This window comes from Aquabacterium sp. (genome assembly GCF_016234775.1).
GTDB lineage: Bacteria > Pseudomonadota > Gammaproteobacteria > Burkholderiales > Burkholderiaceae_C > Aquabacterium.
The window spans coordinates 37,516-56,239 of the sequence record NZ_JACRAH010000050.1 but is presented as its reverse complement, the minus strand read 5'-3'; the positions used below and the strand labels follow the sequence as shown (position 1 = coordinate 56,239).

At 61.6% G+C, this 18,724-nt stretch carries 15 protein-coding genes, 1 other RNA gene and 1 pseudogene; 5 read left to right on the top strand and 12 right to left on the bottom strand.

The window, feature by feature from the left end; all coding sequences use genetic code 11:
- Positions 1-37: 37 nt before the first annotated feature.
- The 3 genes from fliD to HY836_RS15805 all read right to left on the bottom strand — a co-directional run bounded on the left by fliD (position 38) and on the right by HY836_RS15805 (position 3,599).
- A complete protein-coding gene (fliD, locus tag HY836_RS15815) occupies positions 38-1,516 on the bottom strand; it encodes a flagellar filament capping protein FliD (RefSeq protein ID WP_290677853.1) in 1,479 nt (492 codons plus the stop codon).
- Between the two features lie 139 nt (positions 1,517-1,655).
- Positions 1,656-2,504 carry a flagellin domain-containing protein gene (locus HY836_RS15810; RefSeq protein ID WP_290677850.1) on the bottom strand — a complete coding sequence of 283 codons (849 nt, stop codon included), beginning with the start codon at positions 2,502-2,504 and terminating at the stop codon, positions 1,656-1,658.
- A gap of 249 nt (positions 2,505-2,753) precedes the next feature.
- A complete protein-coding gene (locus HY836_RS15805) occupies positions 2,754-3,599 on the bottom strand; it encodes a flagellin (protein ID WP_290677847.1) in 846 nt (281 codons plus the stop codon).
- Between the two features lie 346 nt (positions 3,600-3,945).
- Here HY836_RS15805 and HY836_RS15800 point away from each other — a divergent pair, with 346 nt between their 5' ends.
- The 4 genes from HY836_RS15800 to HY836_RS15785 are packed head-to-tail and all read left to right on the top strand — an operon-like array spanning position 3,946 to position 9,313.
- Complete coding sequence (locus tag HY836_RS15800) at positions 3,946-5,877, top strand: tetratricopeptide repeat protein (RefSeq protein ID WP_290677844.1); 1,932 nt, start codon at positions 3,946-3,948, stop codon at positions 5,875-5,877.
- A 57-nt stretch (positions 5,878-5,934) separates the two neighbouring features.
- Positions 5,935-7,437 (top strand): hypothetical protein, encoded by a 1,503-nt coding sequence (locus HY836_RS15795; protein ID WP_290677841.1) that lies wholly within the window; start codon positions 5,935-5,937, stop codon positions 7,435-7,437.
- Positions 7,438-7,445: 8 nt separating this feature from the next.
- Entirely contained in the window at positions 7,446-8,525 is a 1,080-nt protein-coding gene (locus HY836_RS15790; protein ID WP_290677838.1) for a hypothetical protein, read from the top strand.
- A 26-nt stretch (positions 8,526-8,551) separates the two neighbouring features.
- Complete coding sequence (locus HY836_RS15785; protein ID WP_290677835.1) at positions 8,552-9,313, top strand: class I SAM-dependent methyltransferase; 762 nt, start codon at positions 8,552-8,554, stop codon at positions 9,311-9,313.
- Positions 9,314-9,393: 80 nt separating this feature from the next.
- Here HY836_RS15785 and HY836_RS15780 read toward each other — a convergent pair whose 3' ends face one another.
- The 5 genes and pseudogenes from HY836_RS15780 to HY836_RS15760 all read right to left on the bottom strand — a co-directional run bounded on the left by HY836_RS15780 (position 9,394) and on the right by HY836_RS15760 (position 14,996).
- Positions 9,394-10,173: a class I SAM-dependent methyltransferase gene (locus HY836_RS15780; protein ID WP_290677832.1), complete on the bottom strand. Its 780-nt coding sequence runs from the start codon at positions 10,171-10,173 to the stop codon at positions 9,394-9,396.
- 102 nt (positions 10,174-10,275) lie between these two features.
- A pseudogene (locus HY836_RS15775) lies at positions 10,276-11,376 on the bottom strand (DegT/DnrJ/EryC1/StrS family aminotransferase); the annotation flags it as partial.
- Between the two features lie 15 nt (positions 11,377-11,391).
- On the bottom strand, positions 11,392-12,429 hold the full coding sequence (locus HY836_RS15770) for a glycosyltransferase family A protein (RefSeq protein ID WP_290677829.1): 1,038 nt from the start codon (positions 12,427-12,429) through the stop codon (positions 11,392-11,394).
- Positions 12,426-13,889, bottom strand: coding sequence for a methyltransferase domain-containing protein (locus tag HY836_RS15765; RefSeq protein WP_290677826.1), 1,464 nt, complete (start codon positions 13,887-13,889; stop codon positions 12,426-12,428). Before HY836_RS15765 ends, HY836_RS15770 begins: the two co-directional genes overlap by 4 nt.
- 90 nt (positions 13,890-13,979) lie before the next feature.
- Positions 13,980-14,996: a glycosyltransferase gene (locus HY836_RS15760; RefSeq protein ID WP_290677823.1), complete on the bottom strand. Its 1,017-nt coding sequence runs from the start codon at positions 14,994-14,996 to the stop codon at positions 13,980-13,982.
- 191 nt (positions 14,997-15,187) lie between these two features.
- Here HY836_RS15760 and HY836_RS15755 point away from each other — a divergent pair, with 191 nt between their 5' ends.
- Positions 15,188-15,559, top strand: coding sequence for a hypothetical protein (locus tag HY836_RS15755; RefSeq protein ID WP_290677820.1), 372 nt, complete (start codon positions 15,188-15,190; stop codon positions 15,557-15,559).
- 9 nt (positions 15,560-15,568) lie between these two features.
- Here HY836_RS15755 and HY836_RS15750 read toward each other — a convergent pair whose 3' ends face one another.
- From HY836_RS15750 to ffs, 4 genes are all read right to left on the bottom strand, one after another.
- On the bottom strand, positions 15,569-16,147 hold the full coding sequence (locus HY836_RS15750) for a hypothetical protein (RefSeq protein WP_290677817.1): 579 nt from the start codon (positions 16,145-16,147) through the stop codon (positions 15,569-15,571).
- Between the two features lie 75 nt (positions 16,148-16,222).
- Positions 16,223-17,350 carry a deoxyguanosinetriphosphate triphosphohydrolase gene (locus tag HY836_RS15745; protein ID WP_290677814.1) on the bottom strand — a complete coding sequence of 376 codons (1,128 nt, stop codon included), beginning with the start codon at positions 17,348-17,350 and terminating at the stop codon, positions 16,223-16,225.
- Positions 17,351-17,374: 24 nt separating this feature from the next.
- The gene (gene aroB, locus HY836_RS15740; RefSeq protein WP_290677811.1) at positions 17,375-18,496 is read right to left on the bottom strand and encodes a 3-dehydroquinate synthase; all 1,122 of its coding nucleotides are present in this window, start codon (positions 18,494-18,496) and stop codon (positions 17,375-17,377) included.
- Between the two features lie 100 nt (positions 18,497-18,596).
- An RNA gene (ffs, locus tag HY836_RS15735) (signal recognition particle sRNA small type) lies at positions 18,597-18,695 on the bottom strand.
- Positions 18,696-18,724: the final 29 nt, after the last annotated feature.

Genomic DNA, 18,724 nt, shown 5'->3' with positions numbered 1-18,724 from the left:
TCAGCGCCTTCTTGAGGGCTCTAGCGGGAAAATGTCACTAACTCTTGTTCCAGTTTGTGATCATCTGTGTCACGTAGTTGCTGGTGCTGGTCAGGCCGGCCATGTTCTGGTCCAGGGCTGTGTATTGCGCACGCAGGCGTTTTTCATACAGTGCTGCACGAGAGTCCAGTTCGTCCTGGCGCTTTTGATTGTTCTGGATGGATTTGTTCAGGCCTGCGGTTCGGCTTGTCAGTGCGCCGTCAAAACCCAGCATGTTGCTGGCCAGTGTACGCAGCTTGGTGGCGACGCCGTCCTGGCTGCTGTCGGTCAGATTGGCGTTGGCGAACAGCTTTTTCACTTCGGTCAGTTTGCCCAACGCATTGGTCAACTTGGTGCTGTTGACCGTCAAGGTGCCGCCGCTTTGCACTTCCACCCCGATCGACGACAGGGTCGTGAAGATGCTGGAGTTGCCAGCTGTGCCGCCGACCATGGCGCGCAACTGATTGAGGATGCCTACGGCAGTGCCGTCGCCCTGCAAGGTGCCGGCTGTCTTGGTGGCGTCGTCGTACTTCGTGTTGTTACGCAGCAAGGTGATGAGCGATGAATACGACGTCGCAAATTCGTTGACAGCCTTCGTGATGGTGTCGTTGTCCTGCTTGACCGTGACGGTGGCCGGGTTGTCGGTGACCACGGGGGGCACATCGGTGGTACTGGTCTTGGTGACCTTGCCCACGGTGAAACTGATGCCGGTCAACACGTCAGAAAAGCTGTTCGTGCTGGAAGTGACATCGACCCCGTTGATCGATGCTGACGCATCTTTGGCAGTTTGCGTCTTGGTCGTACCTGGCATTGAAGCCGCGGGGTCGTAAGCCAGTGCGGACAAGCCAGCATTGTTGGTGTCGTCGCCATCGCCCGTGTCGGCCACCGAGATGCGAAAGGCATTGGCGGCGCCTGTGGCACTGGAACTGATGGCCAGGCGCGCACCACTGGCGTCTTTCACGATGGTGGCGCTCACGCCTGCACTGGCGTCGTTGATCTTGTCGCGAATGGTCTCGAGCGTGTCCGTGGCGCCAATGCTCACCGTGGTGGTCTTGCTGGGCGTGAGTGTGGTGCCACTCAGCGAGCCCAGGTCGATGGTGAGCGTGCCACTGCCCAGCGTGGACGTACCGGCACTGAGCGCCGTGTTGGTCACGACCGACTGCCCGGAGGCCAGCGCCGAGACCGACACGGCGTAGCTGCCAGTGGCCGCACCGGACGAGGTTGTGAAGTTCACGACACTGGTGTCTGACGAAGACGAGGTGGTGCTGCCCCAGATGTCGGGGTTGGCGAGTCTTTGCACCGCATCCTTCATCGTGGACATGGCCGACTGCACCTGGCCGAATGCGGAGATCTTCGACTGAATCTTGTCTGCGGCGTTCTGCAGAAGGGAGATGGGTTGACGCTCCAGCGCAACCAGCTTGGTCACGATGGACTCTGCCTGCAGACCGCTGCCCACACCCAGGGAGGTGATGGAGGCGGATCCCGAAGTGGTGGTCATGTTGATCTTCCTTTTGCGCCGCTCATGCCGGATCGGGCATGAAATGCCGATGTCCGGTCAGGGCCGGACATCGTGTAATTCGGCATGAAACGTCAGGACTTGAGCAACCGGCTTGTTGTCCCTGCGTTCATGAGGGGGATCAACCGCCCAGCAGCTTCAGCACGTTCTGTGGCAACTGGTTGGCCTGCGCCACCATCGCGTTGCCGGCCTGTTGCAGGATCTGAGCCCGCGACAGGTTGGCGGTTTCTACAGCGAAGTCGGCATCCATGATCCGGCTGCGTGCAGCGGTCTGGTTTTCAGCCGCCACCTGCAGGTTGGAGATGATGGCGTCGAAGCGGCTCTGCGTGGCACCGTAGACCGCGCGTTCGGAGTTGATCTTGTCGAGCGCACCATCGATCGAGTCGATCACATTCTTGAGCGCGGTGGTGTTGGCGTCGCTGCCGATCGAGACAGTGTTGCCGGTGACCGCCGTGATGCTGGCGTTGGTCAGCATGTTGGCCGTCGAGATCGTGATCAGGTCGTTCGTTGTGGTGTTCGCGCCGATCTGGAAGTCCAGGGCGCCGGCGCCGGAGGCCAGGATGTCCTTGCCGTTGAAGGTCGTGGCACCCAGCACCCGAACGATTTCCATCGACAGCTGCTTGAATTCCTTGTTGAGGGAATCTTTGTCGCTGGAGCTGTTCGAGGCGTTGCGGGACTGAACCGTCAGCTCCCGCATACGCTGCAGGGCGTCGGAGACCTTGCCCAGGGCGCCTTCAGCAGTTTGCGCCAGGGAGATGCCGTCGTTGGCATTGCGTGCCGCGACGTTCATGCCCTTGACTTGCGCATTCATCCGTTCGGCGATAGCCAGGCCGGCAGCGTCATCCTTGGCGGAGTTGACTCGCAGACCCGATGACAGCCGTTGCATCGATACGGACAGTGACATCTGCGACGTGTTGAGGTTGCGCTGAGCGTTCAGCGAGTTCAAGTTCGTATTGATCGTCTGAGGCATAACGCACTCCTAAAAATTCGTCAGACTTCCGGCGATGTCGCCGACCTTCAGCTTGTCGCCGAAGGAGTCCAAAAAAATTCCTTCAGCCAGTGGTATGGATGTTCGGAGTTTTTTCGAGAACCAAAAGTGCGAATAAAGGCCCTATCAGGGGCCTATTCCAAACTGGAAAAGGAAAAGCCGCCCGAAGGCGGCTTGAAGTGCGTTGACAGAGGAGATCGCCGAGTTTTTTCGGCGATACGCACTGATATATCAGCGCAGCAGAGACAGAACCTGCTGTGGCAGCTGGTTGGCCTGCGCAATCATCGCGTTGCCAGCCTGTTGCAGGATCTGGGCTCGTGACAGGTTGGCCGTTTCTGTCGCGAAGTCGGCATCCATGATGCGGCTGCGAGCGGCGGATTGGTTCTCGACCGACACCTGCAGGTTCGAGATCACCGAGTCAAAGCGGCTCTGCGTGGCGCCGTACATGGCGCGTTCGGAGTTGACCTTGTCGATGGCGCCGTCAATGTTGTCGATCACCGTCTTGATGGCCGTCGCATTTTGCTGGCTGTCGATCTTCGATGCCGCGCCAGTCACAGCCGTGATGCTGGCATCGTTGTTCATGTTGGCGGTGGTGACCGTGATGGTGTCATTGCTGGTCGTATTGGCACCGATCTGGAAGTCCTTGCCACCGGCGTTGGAGCCGATGATGGTCTGACCGTTGAAGGTGGTGCCACCGATCACACGCTTGATTTCAGACGACAGTTGCTGGAATTCCTTGTTCAGGGAGTCCTTGTCGCTGGAGCTGTTGGATGCGTTACGAGCCTGGACAGCCAGTTCACGCATACGTTGCAGGGCGTCGCCGACCTTGGCCAGTGCACCTTCTGCGGTTTGCGCCAGCGAGATGCCGTCGTTGGCATTGCGCATGGCCACGTTCATGCCGCGAACCTGTGCATTCATGCGTTCTGCAATCGCCAGACCGGCGGCGTCGTCCTTGGCGGAGTTGACGCGCAAGCCGGAGGACAGGCGTTGCATGGAAGTGGTCAGCGAAGCTTGCGAAACGCTGGTGTTGCGCTGTGCGTTCATCGACAGCAGGTTGGTATTGATAACTGAAGGCATGGTGCTCTCCTATGGTTGCAAAACTCCCGGCAGATAGCGCCGGCATGTAAACGCGGTGATACAGCTACCGCACTGCCAGACCGTCGCTAGTCAACCGCATTGCCCGAAGTGGCGTCTTGCCACCAGAAACATCGGCCGGCTAACCGGACCACGGACCCATTCTTGAAGACCGTTGCTTTGCATATCGGCGCCCCTTTGTGTGGACTTGAGTGATTTGCAAAACCAGCTTTCGTGAAATAGTGTCGAGAGAAATGACATTGCTTTGCTGTTCATCTCCGATCCCCATGGGAACCGCTGATGTCTAGACTGACGGCACCTCTTCCTTATGAAATGGGTGTCATCCGCCATGCAAACCTCGACACAAGCTGTTTTCGGCCAGCAGGCACGACTTCTGAAGCAGGCTCACCAACATTGGGAGCACGGCCTGGCTTTCAGCAAGAAGGGGGAGTGGCAGGGGGCGGTCAAGGAGTTCGACAAGGCCTGCAAGGCGGCACCCTCTGACACCTTGTTTCGGCTGAATCTGGCCCGTGCCTTGTTGAGGTCTCAACAAGCCGATCGCGCCATCGAGCACACGCGCCGCATCCTGGAGCAGGAGCCTGCCAATCTGCTGGCACGTCAGTTCATGGGAGAGTGTCTGACGCAAGTCGGTCGCCACAGCGAGGCAGCCTCCTTCATGATGGAGATGCCGGAAGGCTTGCGCCCCAGTGCCGAGTACCTGCAGATACTGGGCAACACACTCTTCAGTGCACAACGCTATAAAGAAGGCATCAACGTGCTGTTCGAAGCGTTGTCCCTGGATGTGACACACGCGATGAGCCACTACCGACTGGGTTTGTGCTTCAACGCCGTGGGGATGAAGGCCGAGGCCATCGAATGCCTGACCACCGCGCTGGCCATGGACCTGGCCGGTGGTGATCTGGCCGCACGCAGCCTGATGTTGTTCATCCGCCGTGAGCTGTGCCAGTGGGACGATGCCGAGCGCGAGATGGGCGAGGTCAACCGATTGCTGGATGACTTGAAGCCCGATTCGATCTGCTGGTCTTCCGTGTTTGCCGCCGTGACCCTCAACGGTGACGTAGGCCGGCAGCTGAAGGCCGCTCAGGCCTGTGCCAATTACTATGCGCATGGCGTCCAGCCGCTGGCACCCCAGCCGCTGCGTGCCATGCCGGATCGGTTGCGCGTGGGCATGGTCTCTTGCGACTTTCACCATCACGCCACCACCATCTTGCTGGCCGAGGTCCTGGAGAAACTGGATCCCGGTCGCTTCGAGTTGCACCTCTATTCGCATGGCCCTGATGAAGACAGCCCTATGCGTCGGCGTATCAAGGCGGTGTCCACACAGTTCGTGGAGGTGGGCGACTGGAGCGATCGGCAAGTAGCCGAGCAGATCAGGGCCGATCAGATCGATGTGCTGGTCGACCTCAAGGGCCACACGGTCAATGGTCGCCTGGGCATCTTTGCCTATCGGCCGGCACCGGTGCAGGTCACCTATCTGGGCTTCCCCGGCACCAGTGGCGCCACGTATATCGACTACATGATCGGCGATGCCCTGGTCAGCCCTTTGAGCGAAGCACCGCATTACACCGAGAAGCTGGCCTTGATGCCGCATTGCTACCAGCCCAACGATCGCAAGCGCCCTCTGCCTCAGCCAGATAGCCGATCGGCGCACGGCTTGCCCGACGATGCGATCGTGTTGTGCGGGTTCAATCAGCCCTTCAAGATTTCACCCGAGGTGTTCGACGTCTGGTGCGAACTCCTGCATCGAATTCCCAACGCCGTGTTGTGGCTGTTGAACTGGCTGGGCTCGGCCGAGGACGTTTTGCGCCAGGAGGCTTCCAAGCGAGGGATCGATCCGCAACGCCTGGTGTTCGCCCCCAAGGTCCATATCAGCGAACACATCAGCCGTTTTGCGCTGGCAGATATCTATCTGGACGCCTGGCCCTGCAATGGTCACACGACCGTCAGCGATGCCTTGTGGGCCGGCGTGCCGGTGGTGACCTATGCAGGTCACAGCTTCGCGCAACGTGTGGCCGCCAGCCTGTTGCACAACGTCGGGCTGCCTGATCTAATCAGCCACGATGCGGATGGCTACATGGCCAAAGTACAGGCGTTGGCCGCAGACCAACCCCAGCGTGACGCCATCAGGGCCAGCCTGCACCGCGCCCGCGACGAGGCGCCTCTGTTTGACAGTGATGCCTATGCCCGCGATTTTGGTGAACTGCTGTGGCGCATGGCTGATCGCCAGGCCCAGGGTCTGTCCCCCGATCATTTGAGCTGAAGGAGAAACAACATGATTCCCTCACTTGTCTCCTCCAGCGGAAACCGGAGCGCCGTCATGAATGAACTGCCCCGCATCCACTTGAGCATCGTTCAACCCAAGGGCTACGTGCACTCGTTGGGCTTCCTGGACCAGGCCCGCTACTTCCGGCACCAGTTCCGGCGCATGGGGGCAGAAGTCTCCATGGGCAAGAACCGTCTGCGCCATGACGCCGTCAACTTCATTTTCGGGGCCCATCTGGGCTTCGAGGCTGAATTGCGTGAGCGTTACAGCTGCGTGTTTGTCAACCTGGAGCAACTGGGGCTGGGCGGTGCGGCGGTGTCGCGCGACTATCTGGCGCTCCTGCAGACATCTGCCGTGGTGGACTATGACCATGACAACATCCAGGCCTATTCCCGTCACCCCGATGAAGTGATGGTGGTGCCCTTCCTGCATGCACCCTATCTGCAGCAGGCTGAACCTATCCCGCTGGAGGATAGACCCATCGACTTGCTGTTCATCGGCAGCATGAACGAGCGTCGCCGCGCGATGATCCAGCGCATCGAATCAACGGGTGTGCAGGTCAGCATGTTCGACGGTGCTTTGTATGGCCCTGAGCGCGACGCCTATATCGTGCAGGCCAAGGCTGTGTTCAACGCACATTTTTACGAGACCAGCCGGTTTGAGCAGGCTCGTGCCTCGCACTGCCTGTCACTGGGGACGCCCGTCATCTCGGAGCGACGCCAGCAGACGCGCCCACACGCCGCCTTCGAGCACAGCGTGCTGTGGCTGAGCGAGGATCAGCTGGAGGCATATTTCAGCGAGCATTTCGCAACCCCCGCGTTCTTCGAGGAGGCCCGCGCTGCGGTCAAGGCCTTCGAAGCTGCGGACCCGATTGAAGCCTATGCCGATCTGCTGGCTTTCGCTGCAGGCTTTGGCCGTGAGCATCAGGCGCGACGCCCGTCGGCGCCCTGGAGCCCCAAGCGGGTGCACGTCGGCTCCGGCAACGACTATCTGCCAGGCTGGTTGAATGTGGATGTTGACGAGTTGGTTCAGCCCGATGTGATCGGCGATCTGTCGCAGCCCATCGGTTTGCCCTTCGTAGGTGAAACACCCCAGACCGGCCCCATCGATGTACAGCCGGCCAGCGTGGACCTGATCTACGCCAGCACGGCCCTGGAGCAGGCCACTGACTTGCCCATGTTGATGGGCAACTGTCTGGCCATGCTCAAGACCCACGGCAAGCTGATTGTTCAGGTATCACATGAGCAGGCCATGCGTGCCTGGCAGGATCCGACCCATCGCCGTGCTTTCAACGAAAAGACCTGGCTGTACTTCAGCGAGATGTTCTGGCAGGTCGGATGGTTCGAGCATCGCTTCCACGTGGACCGCTTCGAGTACATGAACGAGCGCAACGAGGTGTGTGAGCGCGAGCAGGCCGCCACCATGAACGTGCTGCTGATCAAGGTGGAAACCTCGGCGCACGAACGCACGCTGGCGCGCACCATGCAGGCGGACTTCTCGGTGCCGGATGACTTGCCTCAACTGGCACCCGAGCCATCAGCCAGACTGGTTGCCTGAGGTGCCTGATGGCTGATGAGCGCCGCTTCCTGCTTTTTTCCGGCCACAACGATCGTGCCGTGGTGGCGCTGTGTCGGTTCTTCGAGCAGGCGCGTTTGCCCTTTGTCATCGTGGCAGCCGGTGCAGCTGACGCCATCCACCGCACACGTTGGGCCGAGCGGGTGGTGTTCAATCGCCTGGATCAGCTGGTGACCGTACCCTGGCTGCGCCAACTGGCGGGCAGCCTGGGTGGTGAGCTGGTCTATTGCCCTACCACCGAGTTCATCAATCACTTTGTTCTGAGCCATCGGGCCGAGCTGGCCGGTAGTAGTCTGTACATTGGCTTGCCAGAGCCTGCCATCTACGAGCAACTGACCGGCAAGCACAGCAGCCAGGCCCTGATGACCAGCCTGTGCGCCGATCTGTATCTGCCGGGCACGCAGCCTGAAGGCCATTGGCAAGCGCCTTGTGTGCTCAAGCCGCATGAGAATGTGAGCCAGGGGCGAGTGCTCTACCCCTTGCTGTGCCGCACGGATGATGATCTGCAACAGGCGCTCCACGGGCTGGATCGCGCCGCCTATTTCGCGCAGGACTTCGTCACTGGGCAAAGCCACTATCTGTGTGGATATCTCGCCCGTGATGGCGAATTTGCATCCTTCTGGCAAGTCAACCTGATGCAGCAAGGCGGTGGCAAGTCCATCGTGCTGGCCCGGCCTTGCGCCAATCCTGGTCTGGATGAGTTGAATCTGTTCCAGGGCCTGCGCGCCAGGGGCTACCACGGTGCCTTCATGCTGGAAGTGATTGCATCTCGGGGCCGGCTGTACTACATCGAAGTGAATCCACGTTTCTGGGGGCCGCTGCAACTCGCCCTCGATGTATGCCCTGACATCCTGCGATTGTTTGCTCGCGACCAGGGTTTCGATACGCCGACGATCACCGCACAGCGGCCGGAAAACGCCTGTTATGCCTGGGCTTATGGCGCTCACCAGCCCGGTGGTGTCGTGCATCCTGCAGGGCAGGCCATCAGTCTGCAAGAGCGTGAGCGGCTGTTGTCGGTTCATGACGTTTACGCGCGTGACGACACTTGGGCACTGCAAGCCTGCCACTGAACAACCATTGAACGGACGAGACCACCATGCCCTCGACGCCTTCCCTCAAGGATCTCTACCTGCAACGCAGCAAGCATGCGAATTACCAACTGGTGCATCCGCTGGTCGCGAAGCTGCTGGGCGATACCAGTGATCTGCCTGCCGGCAAGCTGGAGGTGGCGCGCCAGACCTATTTCGACCGGGCGCTGCCGCTGCTGGGTGCGCGCGTGCTGGACATTGGCGCCAACACAGGCTATTTCAGCTTTGGCGCGCTCGACAGCGGTGCGCAGCATGTGACCTGCTACGAGGGCAACCAGGAGCATGCGGCATTTGTGGCCCATTGCGCCGAGCAGGCCGGCCTGGCTGATCGCCTGCGCATGAACGCTTGCTATTTTGATTTCCTGGCGCCGATCTCCGAGACCTTCGACGTGACCTACTGCCTCAACGTGCTGCACCACCTGGGTGATGACTTCGGTGATCAGAGCCTGAGCGTGGATGCAGCCCGCGAGCAGATGATAAAAAGTTTGCGCCACATGGCTGGCCTCACGCGCGTGCTCGTGCTGCAACTGGGCTTCAACTGGAAGGGCGATGTGCGGTGCCCCTTGTTCGACGGCGGCGAGAAGGCAGCGTTGATCGACTTCGTGGCGCAGGGTGTTGGTGACAGCTGGGTCATCGAAGAAGTCACCGTGCCCAATCCCGTCAGCCGTGTCTACGAGCCCATCAGTGAGGACAACCTGCCGCGCAACAACCAGGTCGGGGAGTTCATGAACCGTCCCTTGTTCAAGATGCGCAGCCGCGTTCTGGTGTGATGCCGACAGGCATGCACCATTGAAAAGGCCCGCTGCGTGCGGGCCTTGCTCATGAGTCGGATTGATTGCAATCGGTGGCGCTATACCGCTTCCGCCAGTGATGACGCCGCTTCATCGCGCACGTCAGCCCCATCGTTTGCCACCGTCTGCCGGGCCTTCCAGAACACAAAGAAGGGCTCGCGCTCGTTGCAACCGAACTCAGTCTTGGTCACCCCTGGCAACAAGGCCTGGTGAGCCAGCAGGTCTCCTTGCAGTCCGGCTGCGTGGAAGTAGTCCCTGATGTCGTCGCCGAAGAGACGTACATGATCGGCTTGTCCGTACAGCAGATGGGCCGTTTGCGAATCCGGCACGGTCTTCATCTCCAGCGTGTGCTTGAGGTTGGGCGCATAGGGCGTTTGGGCGATCACGATGCCGCCGGGTTTGAGTACGCGATGGATCTCCGAGAGCGCGACATCGGGATGGTGCACATGCTCAAGGATGTGGTTGCAGATGATGAGGTCCAGGCTGTTGTCCTCAAAGGGAAGATCTTCCAGATCCACGCGCTGCAAATGGGGGCGCTGTGGATAAAGATCGCCACGGATGTAGTTGGCTGGTTGCGCCGCCTCGATCAGGACCTCCAGATGAGGTTCCGGCGCCATGTGCAGGATGCTGGCGCCTTTCAGCTGGCTCTTGACGCCCGAAGCCCGCATGTACAACCACAGATGGCGGTCACGGTCATGGCAGCCACATGTCGGGCACATGAACACATCGGGGTCTGAACCCACCGTGTCGAGTACCTGCATCAGCGGGCTGCGGTTGTGGGCATGGGGGAATGGCAGCCAGGCGGAGACGGTCTGGTCGCATACGCAGCAATACGGCATGGTGTGTTCCTGTTCGGCCGATGTTCAGACTGGTGTGCCTGCGTGATGCGCGTCCAGGCTTGGTGCAGGTGCAGGCGCGATCTGAGGCAGTTGAGGATGGCGAATGAGGGCCGCTACGCTGGCCACCTCCTCGTCGCTGAGCGCGGGGTAGATAGGCAGGCAGATGACTTTCGACGAGGTGGCTTTTGCCACTGGCAGGTTGCTGGCGTGGGCCGAGGGCAGACCGCGGTACATCGGGAAATCCGAGATCAGCGGGTAGAAGTAGCGTCGGCCATAGATGCCGGCATCCTTCATCTGCTGGTAGATCACGTCGCGGCTGAGCGGATAGTCCGGCTCGACCAGAATGGGGAAGTAGGAGTAATTGGCTTGCGTGTCGGCGGCCGGCTCCAGCACGCGAATGCCTTTGACGCCCGTCAGCAACTGGCGATACAGCGCATCGATTTCCCGCCGGCGCGCAATGGCCTTGCCCACGTGCTTGAGTTGCAGCAGGCCGAGTGCGGCATTGAGCTCGCTCATCTTGCCGTTGATGCCGGTAGCCACCACGGTCGTTTCGTTGACGAAGCCGAAGTTCTTGAGGTGATCGATGTGTTGCTTGGTACGGGCATCCGGGCTGATGATCGCGCCGCCTTCGAATGTGTTGAAGGCCTTGGTCGCGTGGAAGCTCAGTATGGACAGGTCGCCATGTTGCAGGATGCTCTGGCCGTGCTGCTTCACGCCGAAGGCATGCGCTGCGTCGTAGATGACCTTGAGGTTGTAGTCGTCGGCAATGCGCTGGATGGCTTCCACGTCGCACGGGCGGCCATAGCAGTGCACCGGCATGATGGCCGTGGTCTGCGGTGTGATGGCAGCCTCGATGCTGGCCGGATCCAGGTTCATGGTGTTCGGGTCGATGTCGGCGAACACGGGTTTGATGCCGTTCCACAGCAGCGAATGGGCCGTGGCCACAAACGAATACGGCGTCGTGATGACCTCGCCGCTGATGCGCAGCGATTGCAGGGCGGTGACAAGCGCGATCGTGGCATTCGTGAACAGCGAGATGTAGTTGACGCCCAGGTACTCGGCGAGTTCGGTTTCCAGTTGTTTGTGGAAGGGCCCGCCATTGGTGAGGATCTTGCTGTCCCAGATCTGCTGGAGATAGGGCATGAACTCCTCCAGCGGCGGCAAGTCCGGCTGGGTCACATAGATGGGGGGCTTGGTGTTCATGCGCGTGGGTCCTGCTCAGATCGTGGCGTCGGCGAGCTCGCTTTGGGGGCTGCGGCTGCCAGCCGCGGCAGCGGGTGCAGGCATGGCGGCGCTGGTGCCTGGGTTGCTGGCCAGCAGCTTCAGCCAGAAGGTCCGGTAGGCCAGGTAGAGCTGGTCCAGCGAGCCCGCCTGGGTATCCAGCATGTGGAAGTATTCCGCCATGACCGTGTCGTCATGGAAGTGGTGCACGATGCGTTGTGTGGCCTTGCCGATGGCGCCAATGGCCGTTTCGGGGCTGATGTGGCCATCTCGCCATGCTGCCAGGGCATAGGTCACCCAGGCCAGGAAACCCACACGGCCACCGTGGCTGTGGGTGCCGATTGTGGTGGTTTGCTGATCGTTCTGGCGGAACACGCCGAGGTACTCGCGGATGAAGGTCACGGGCAGGTGCTGGCTGGCGTTGAGCAAGGCGCCCACATCCAGCAGACCGTAGTAGCTCAGGTCATTGGTGGGTGGGCGTGGGTACATCGCCGCGCCCTCGGCCGAGAACACCATGTTGCTCAACTCGCCCAGCCAGTTCTGGCAGGTGCCCACGGTGCTGTCGAACAGCTCGGATGTGGTGGGTTGCAGCACGTGGCCGTTGCACTCGTGCACGAAGTCCGGCAGGGGCAGGGTCCAGGCGGGCACGCCGTCGTCATGGCTCAGCCATCGCTGGCTGACGGAGGCACAGCAGGGCGCCGCCATGTGCGCGGCCACGTGGGTGCGGTAGAACTCCGGGTAGATGAGGTCGTCATCCAGGTTGAAGTGCACCAGCGGGGTCTGGCCTGCCCACAGGTCCAGCAACTGTTCGTGGTTGCGGCGCGCGTTCTGCGGGCCACGGACCACGGTGATGTTCAGCTCGGCGGTCAGGTCACCCCAGTGGCGGTTGCGGATCATGTCGGTGATCACGCCGCCCGGGCTGTCGTCCGAGATGATGACCTTGAAGTCCTTGAAGCTCTGGCGGCGCAGGGCCAGAAACAGCGGTCCCAGGAATTCCTTCTTGTAGGCCGGGATGAGGGTGGTGATCTGGGTCATGGCTTGGTGCTCCGGTGTCGGGCCACGAAGCCCTGATCGATGACGCCACACAGCGAATGGATGGTGCTGAAGGACGAATGCTTTTGCAGGATGTATTCCGCCGAGTCGTAGAAGGATTCGGGCAGCTGCCATCCACTTTGCGTGTTGTGGAACAGGGGCATGCGCACGATGCGCGGAAACACGCGGTGGGTGCAGATCGAGGTCAGGCACAGATCGGTGGCCCACAAGTGCCAGCCGATGTGGGGGTCGATCTGATGCAGCGAGTCTTTGGCAATGACCAGGGCCAGCTCGTCGATGGACACAACGGCATCTGATTCAGCGTGGTCGGCACAGTTCACGCGGTCGATCACAAAGCCGGCCGCTTCAGGCTGCTCGGTCTGGCGGTTGACGCCCATGCCGATGAAGCCCAGCAGTGTCTTGGGGCGGTCTTCGGCCGAGATGGTGGACAGCAGGGCGTTGAGGCGCTGGCCAAACCCCTTGGGAAAGTACACGTCCTGATGGCACAGCAACACCCAGTCGCTGCCAACGTGCTGCAGCGATTGGGTGAGCGCTTCGGCTGGCGTGGCCGCATGGCGGTAGGAAATGATGCGTGCTTGTACTTCTTGCAGGCCAGGCGATTGTTCGACGTTGACGCGCAGTTGCTGTTCCTTGGTGGTGGGCACCACCACATCGAACAACGCACGCGAAGAGGGCGCAACGGCGTCATCGAACTGGCGTTGACAGCCGATGATGAAATGCTTCATGCGGTGGACGCGGTCGGCGCAGCCGGGCGGGACACCCAGTGCATCGCCCATGTAGCGCACGGCTGCGGCCAGTTTGTCGTCCACGCCTTGCTCGGGCACGTGGTCCGCCAGCGATGGCGTCCAACCTGCGTCCAGGAGCAGTTTGAAGATGGTGGAGTGGGACTGGAAGCGAGGGTGAGCCTTGTCCATGCCCAGCGGATCGTCGGGCAGGGCGGCGATGCCGGTGGAGGGGTCAGCCTCGATGAGGTGCGCCATGGCGGACAGGCAGGCATGGTTTTCGGCCAGCACGAACAGTTTGCCGCCGGGCGTCAGCAATTCGCCCAGTTCGGCCAGCGTGCGGGCGGCGTTGGGCAGGTGCTCCAGCCGGTTGACGATGATCAGGTCGAAGCTGGCGCCAATGTGCAGGATGCTGTTGGCGTGGAGGTCCACGCTCAGCGTCTGGTTGACGGATGCATGCATCTGGCCAGGCTGCACCGGATGGCTGCTGACGCCTACCCAGTGGCATTCGCCATGGCGCGCCTTGTAGGCCTGGGCGAGTTCGCCGAGGCCACAGCCCAGCTCCAGCACGCGGTCGGCGGGTTGCAGGGCAGCCAGCAGCTTTTGCAGGGCGGGTGCTGCCGCACGGGCCGCGCGCTCGTGGCTGGTGGAGGCCGGCGCACCACCGCTGATCACGATCAGGGCAGGTGGGGGCGCATTGAAAGTGGCAGGTGCATTCATACTGCCATGATGGGCTTTTCGCCCAGGGCCGATCCGCCAATCAGGTGCGCGAAGAGTGCATTAATCCCGGCCTGAGCAGGCTGGACCCCTTCAGATCGCGGCCATGGTGCCGAGCAGCAGGTCCAGATTGTGGCGAGCCAGGTGGCTGCCTCGGCCATGCACGGCGCCCTCCAGCGCGGGGTTCTCGCCGATGCTCAGGCACTGGCGCCAGGCGTTTTCCACCATGGGCAGGATGTCGCCAGCCTGGTCGGGCTGGGCCATGGCCAGGTCCAGCAGCACGTCGCCGAGCACGAAATAAAAATCTGGCGAATCAGGCCAGTTTGGCATCTCGGTTTCAGCCAGGTGAATGGCTTCATCCAGTTGCCCTTTGGCCTTCAATGTGAACAGGCTGCGCAGGATCAGGTCATGTCGCCAGGGGGGATCTCGCCTGGCTTGTGGCCCCAGCAATTGCAGGCTACGCGCGTAGGCCTGCCAGGCCGTGTCGAAGCGGTCGTGCACTTCTTCATCTTTGCCAAGTTGATAGTGCAGGTAGGCATCCTGCGGTCGCTCCGCCACCGCCAGCTTGAGCAGGGACTGGTTGCGGCTGCCTTTGGACAGCATCTGCGCGGGCATGTAGCCGTCGTGCCCAACGGTCACAGCCAGATCCTGGCGCGGCAGGGTGGACACGGGTTGCTCATGCACACGTCCCTCATAACGAACGCCCTTGGGCAGCACGCGGGGCAACCAGCTGGATGCGGCCTGGGCGGGCTGCTGGCTATCCGTGGTGTAGCTGCTGCGTACGTCGATCCGGCCGATGAAGTCAGGCTGCTGACTGCGCAATGCGGCAATGAGAGGGCCGCCTTCGTCCAGCGTTTCGTCGGCATCCAGGATCAGGTTCCAGTCTGCATCGCTGCAGGCCAGGGCGGCATTGCGCGCTGCCGCAAAATCGTTGATCCAGGTGAAGTGGTGAACCTGAGCGCCTTCGGCCTGGGCCAGCGCAATGGTCTGGTCGGTAGAACCCGTGTCCAGCACGATCATGTCATCGACCCAGGGACGCACACTGCGCAGACAGCGCACGATGCAGCGCGCTTCGTCGCGTGCAATCATCACCAGGGCAATGCGAGGCATGAGCAGTCCGAGTGGGAGAGGTGCTCGGCATTGTGGCGTCGAACTTGAGGGCCAAACCCCGAAACAGGGCCTGGGACAACACCTAAATAGAGACACCGGCGAGGCGCTACTGAAGGCTTACCCCATGATCACACCATTGCAGAATCAATCTCAGGTACTAAGCTCAAACCGAGTCGATGCAGGAGAGCCCCATGCGTGTGCGACTGATTCTGGTGTTGTCGATACTGATGTCGATGATGGTGACTGCGCGCGCGGAAGATGCGGACACCGAAGTGGTACAGCAGGTCAGTACGGTACAGGCGCATCTCAAGGCCATGGAGCCTCCTTCCAGCCCTCGCGCAGCCGCTGTGCCGACGCTGGCGCGGTTGGTAGGCAAGTTGCTGTCCGAGCAACTCAAGGATTTGCGCGTCGAGTGGGAGCCCGATTCCGGTCAGGTGCAGGGCCTGGCCATGCAGCAACAAGGGGCCTTGCGCCTCAATCGCCGTGCGGAAATCTGCTACGACAACTACCGTCTGGGCTTCAAGCGCGATGGCGTGACCATGCGCTATGAGCTGACGTTCTGAGAAACGAGTTCAGCGCGTCGAGATGCCTGGCATGACCAGGATGTTGTCGAACATGTGCGACTTGTTGTCGACGCAGTCGCCCTGGACCCACTGCAGTGAAATCAGGTTGTAGAACGTTCCGGGCAGCACGATGCGCTGCCATCCGGGCTTGCCGTCCAGATTGACAGCCAGCCGCACGGTCGTGCCGTCCGTCTTGAGCCCGGTGAAGGTCACGCGGGCAGGGCTGTCTGCATTGGCTTCGGCCAGATCCATGGTCAGCACGGAAAACGGCTTGCCGGCTTGTGAGGCCAACGTGGTGGTGGCGTTGCAACTGTTTGCCAGCATGGCGATGCTGCCACCCACATTGGGCGCCCACTGGCGACCCACCACATGAAACCCGATGGGGTGTTCGTCATCCGGCGCCGGTGCATAGCTCAGGACATAGCCTTTGGCGCGATAAACATCACCCAGGTTGCAGATGGGTTGGCTCCTGGCGCAAACTTTGTCTTCAAAATCCAGCACGGCGGCCTGTGCCAGCGGGGCACAGACGGCCAGACCGGCAGCCAGGGCCAGTCGGCTTGCATGCGGATAGGGGAACGTGAACGCCATGGTGCTCTCTGAAACTGATCTTTGTATCGGACGCGATTCAGCTGATTGTAGGGATCATCATGGTTTGTCCGGGGTTCAGAACAGCTTGCGCCCGGTCAGGCGCTCGTGTTCCCGCACTGCGAAACGATCCGTCATGCCGGCGATGTAATCCGCGACCGAGCGGTGCAGGTCGTCGCGGCGCGCAAAATCCGCAGGCATCGACTCAGGTTGATCCACGTAGGCGTTGAAAAGTTCGATCAGCACCAGCTTGGCCCTCGCGGTGGTCTCATTGACCTGCGGGTGACGATACAGTTCCTTGAACAGGAAGCGCTTGAGTTGCGTGCTGGCTTCTCGCATCGGCTGGCTGAAACGCACCAGCGGCGGGCAGTTGCGGGCCTCATCGGCGGTGAGCGGCATGTGCTCGGCCAACCTGGCGCGCGTGGCGTCGATCACGTCGTACACCTGTTGCGACAGCATGCGGCGGATGGTGTCGAACAGCAGGCGTTTGCCCGTGACGTGCGGGTGCTCCGAGAGCGTCTCGTCGCGAAAGCGCACGAACAAGGGCACGGCTTCCAGTTGCTCGATGGTGATCAGGCCGGAGCGCACGCCATCGTCGATGTCGTGGGCGTTGTAGGCAATCTCGTCGGCGAGGTTGCACAACTGGGCTTCCAGGCTGGGCTGGGTGCCATCCAGAAAGCGGCGGCCCACGCCGTTGGGCTCTTGCGTTTCCAGCAGTTCGGCATGGACTTTGGAACAGTGCTTGAGGATGCCTTCGCGGGTTTCAAAACTGAGGTTGAGCCCGTCGAAGCCGGGGTAGCGCTCTTCGAGCTTGTCCACCACGCGCAGCGATTGCAGGTTGTGCTCGAAGCCGCCGTGCCCCTTCATGCACTCGTTGAGCGCGTCCTGGCCCGCGTGGCCAAAGGGGGTGTGGCCCAGATCATGGGCCAGCGCAATGGCTTCCACCACATCCTCGTTGAAACCCAGCGAGCGGGAGATGGACCGCCCCAATTGCGCCACCTCCAGCGAGTGCGTCAGGCGGGTGCGAAACAGATCGCCCTCGTGGTTGAGGAAGACCTGGGTCTTGTAGACCAGGCGCCGGAACGCTGTGCTGTGCACGATGCGGTCGCGGTCACGCTGGAAGTCGCTGCGCGTGGGGGCGGGCGGTTCGGGGAAGCGGCGCCCCCTTGTTTGCTCAGGCTGACTGGCGTAAGGGGCTAACCACATCGGTTTGTTCTGTTCAGAAGTAGATCAGCGGGTATGCGCGGCAATCACGTCGCGGACCAGGGCGTCTGGTGCCGACCGTGTGGTGGCCTGGCCGAGCGGCCCCACGACCACGAACTTGATCTCGCCACCTTCGGCCTTCTTGTCGACCTGCATCAGCTCGATGTAGCGGTCGGGCCCCAGGTCCGGCCCCTTGACGGGCAGCCCGGTGCGTTCGATCAGCGTGCGGATGCGTTGGGCGGTGGCCTTATCGATCAGGCCCAGTCGGGCTGACAGATCCGTGGCCATGACCATGCCGCAACCCACGGCCTCGCCGTGCAGCCAGGCGCCATAGCCCATGCCGGCTTCGATCGCGTGACCGAAGGTGTGGCCATAGTTCAGGATGGCGCGCAGGCCGGATTCCTTTTCGTCCTGACCGACAACCCAGGCCTTGATCTCGCACGAGCGCTTGACGGCATGCATCAGTGAGGCGCGGTCGCGGGCCAGCAGTTTGTCCATGTTCGCTTCGAGCCAGCTCAGGAACTCGGCGTCAGCGATAGGCCCGTACTTGATGACTTCGGCCAGGCCGGCGAGCAGTTCACGCTGGGGCAGGGTGTCCAGCGTGTCGAGGTCGCAGATCACGCGTTGGGGCTGGTAGAAAGCCCCGATCATGTTCTTGCCGGCCGGGTGGTTGATGGCCGTTTTGCCGCCCACGCTGGAATCGACCTGGGCCAGCAAGGTGGTGGGCACCTGCACGAAGGGCACGCCGCGCATGTAGCAGGCGGCGGCAAAGCCGGTCATGTCGCCCACCACGCCGCCGCCCAAGGCGTACAGCACGGTCTTGCGGTCGGCGGCTTCTTCCAGGAGCCTGGTGAAGATCTGGTTGAGGGCCGGCCAGTCCTTGTACTGCTCGCCATCGGGCAGTTCCACGTCCAGCACGGTCTTGTGATGCGGCACCAATGCGGCACGAAGCTTGGCCGTGTACAGCGGGCCCACCGTGGTGTTGGTGACGATCAGCGCCTTGGACGACTTGGGCAGGCCGGCAAAGGTGTCGGCCACCAGCAGGCCGCCGCCGATCAGGATGTCGTAACTGCGGTCGCCCAGGTCGATGCTGACTTGGGTATTACCGGAGGTGGGAGCGGATGCGGGAGGGAGCGGAGTCGATGCCATGAGCCAGGGTTGCGGGCGAGAGTGGAGCGATGAACGCGCCCCGAACTTCGCGGAAGTTCGGTCCCGGCCGCGACGCAGGGGGCATCAAAACAGGAATTGGGGTGACGAGCCTGAACCCCGGCACTGAAGGTAATCGGTTAGGGCTGCTTCGTTCCCGACCTGACCCGGTTGGCCGCACCCCCATGCGGGGAGGCCCGTCACTTGCGATTGTATGCGATGTCGTGCAGC

Coding starts and splice junctions, on each gene's coding strand:
- fliD (WP_290677853.1), bottom strand. CDS start 1,516: ATGACCACCACTTCGGGATCCGCCTCCATCACCTCCCTGGGTGTGGGC.
- HY836_RS15810 (WP_290677850.1), bottom strand. CDS start 2,504: ATGCCTCAGACGATCAATACGAACTTGAACTCGCTGAACGCTCAGCGC.
- HY836_RS15805 (WP_290677847.1), bottom strand. CDS start 3,599: ATGCCTTCAGTTATCAATACCAACCTGCTGTCGATGAACGCACAGCGC.
- HY836_RS15800 (WP_290677844.1), top strand. CDS start 3,946: ATGCAAACCTCGACACAAGCTGTTTTCGGCCAGCAGGCACGACTTCTG.
- HY836_RS15795 (WP_290677841.1), top strand. CDS start 5,935: ATGAATGAACTGCCCCGCATCCACTTGAGCATCGTTCAACCCAAGGGC.
- HY836_RS15790 (WP_290677838.1), top strand. CDS start 7,446: ATGGCTGATGAGCGCCGCTTCCTGCTTTTTTCCGGCCACAACGATCGT.
- HY836_RS15785 (WP_290677835.1), top strand. CDS start 8,552: ATGCCCTCGACGCCTTCCCTCAAGGATCTCTACCTGCAACGCAGCAAG.
- HY836_RS15780 (WP_290677832.1), bottom strand. CDS start 10,173: ATGCCGTATTGCTGCGTATGCGACCAGACCGTCTCCGCCTGGCTGCCA.
- HY836_RS15770 (WP_290677829.1), bottom strand. CDS start 12,429: ATGACCCAGATCACCACCCTCATCCCGGCCTACAAGAAGGAATTCCTG.
- HY836_RS15765 (WP_290677826.1), bottom strand. CDS start 13,889: ATGAATGCACCTGCCACTTTCAATGCGCCCCCACCTGCCCTGATCGTG.
- HY836_RS15760 (WP_290677823.1), bottom strand. CDS start 14,996: ATGCCTCGCATTGCCCTGGTGATGATTGCACGCGACGAAGCGCGCTGC.
- HY836_RS15755 (WP_290677820.1), top strand. CDS start 15,188: ATGCGTGTGCGACTGATTCTGGTGTTGTCGATACTGATGTCGATGATG.
- HY836_RS15750 (WP_290677817.1), bottom strand. CDS start 16,147: ATGGCGTTCACGTTCCCCTATCCGCATGCAAGCCGACTGGCCCTGGCT.
- HY836_RS15745 (WP_290677814.1), bottom strand. CDS start 17,350: ATGTGGTTAGCCCCTTACGCCAGTCAGCCTGAGCAAACAAGGGGGCGC.
- aroB (WP_290677811.1), bottom strand. CDS start 18,496: ATGGCATCGACTCCGCTCCCTCCCGCATCCGCTCCCACCTCCGGTAAT.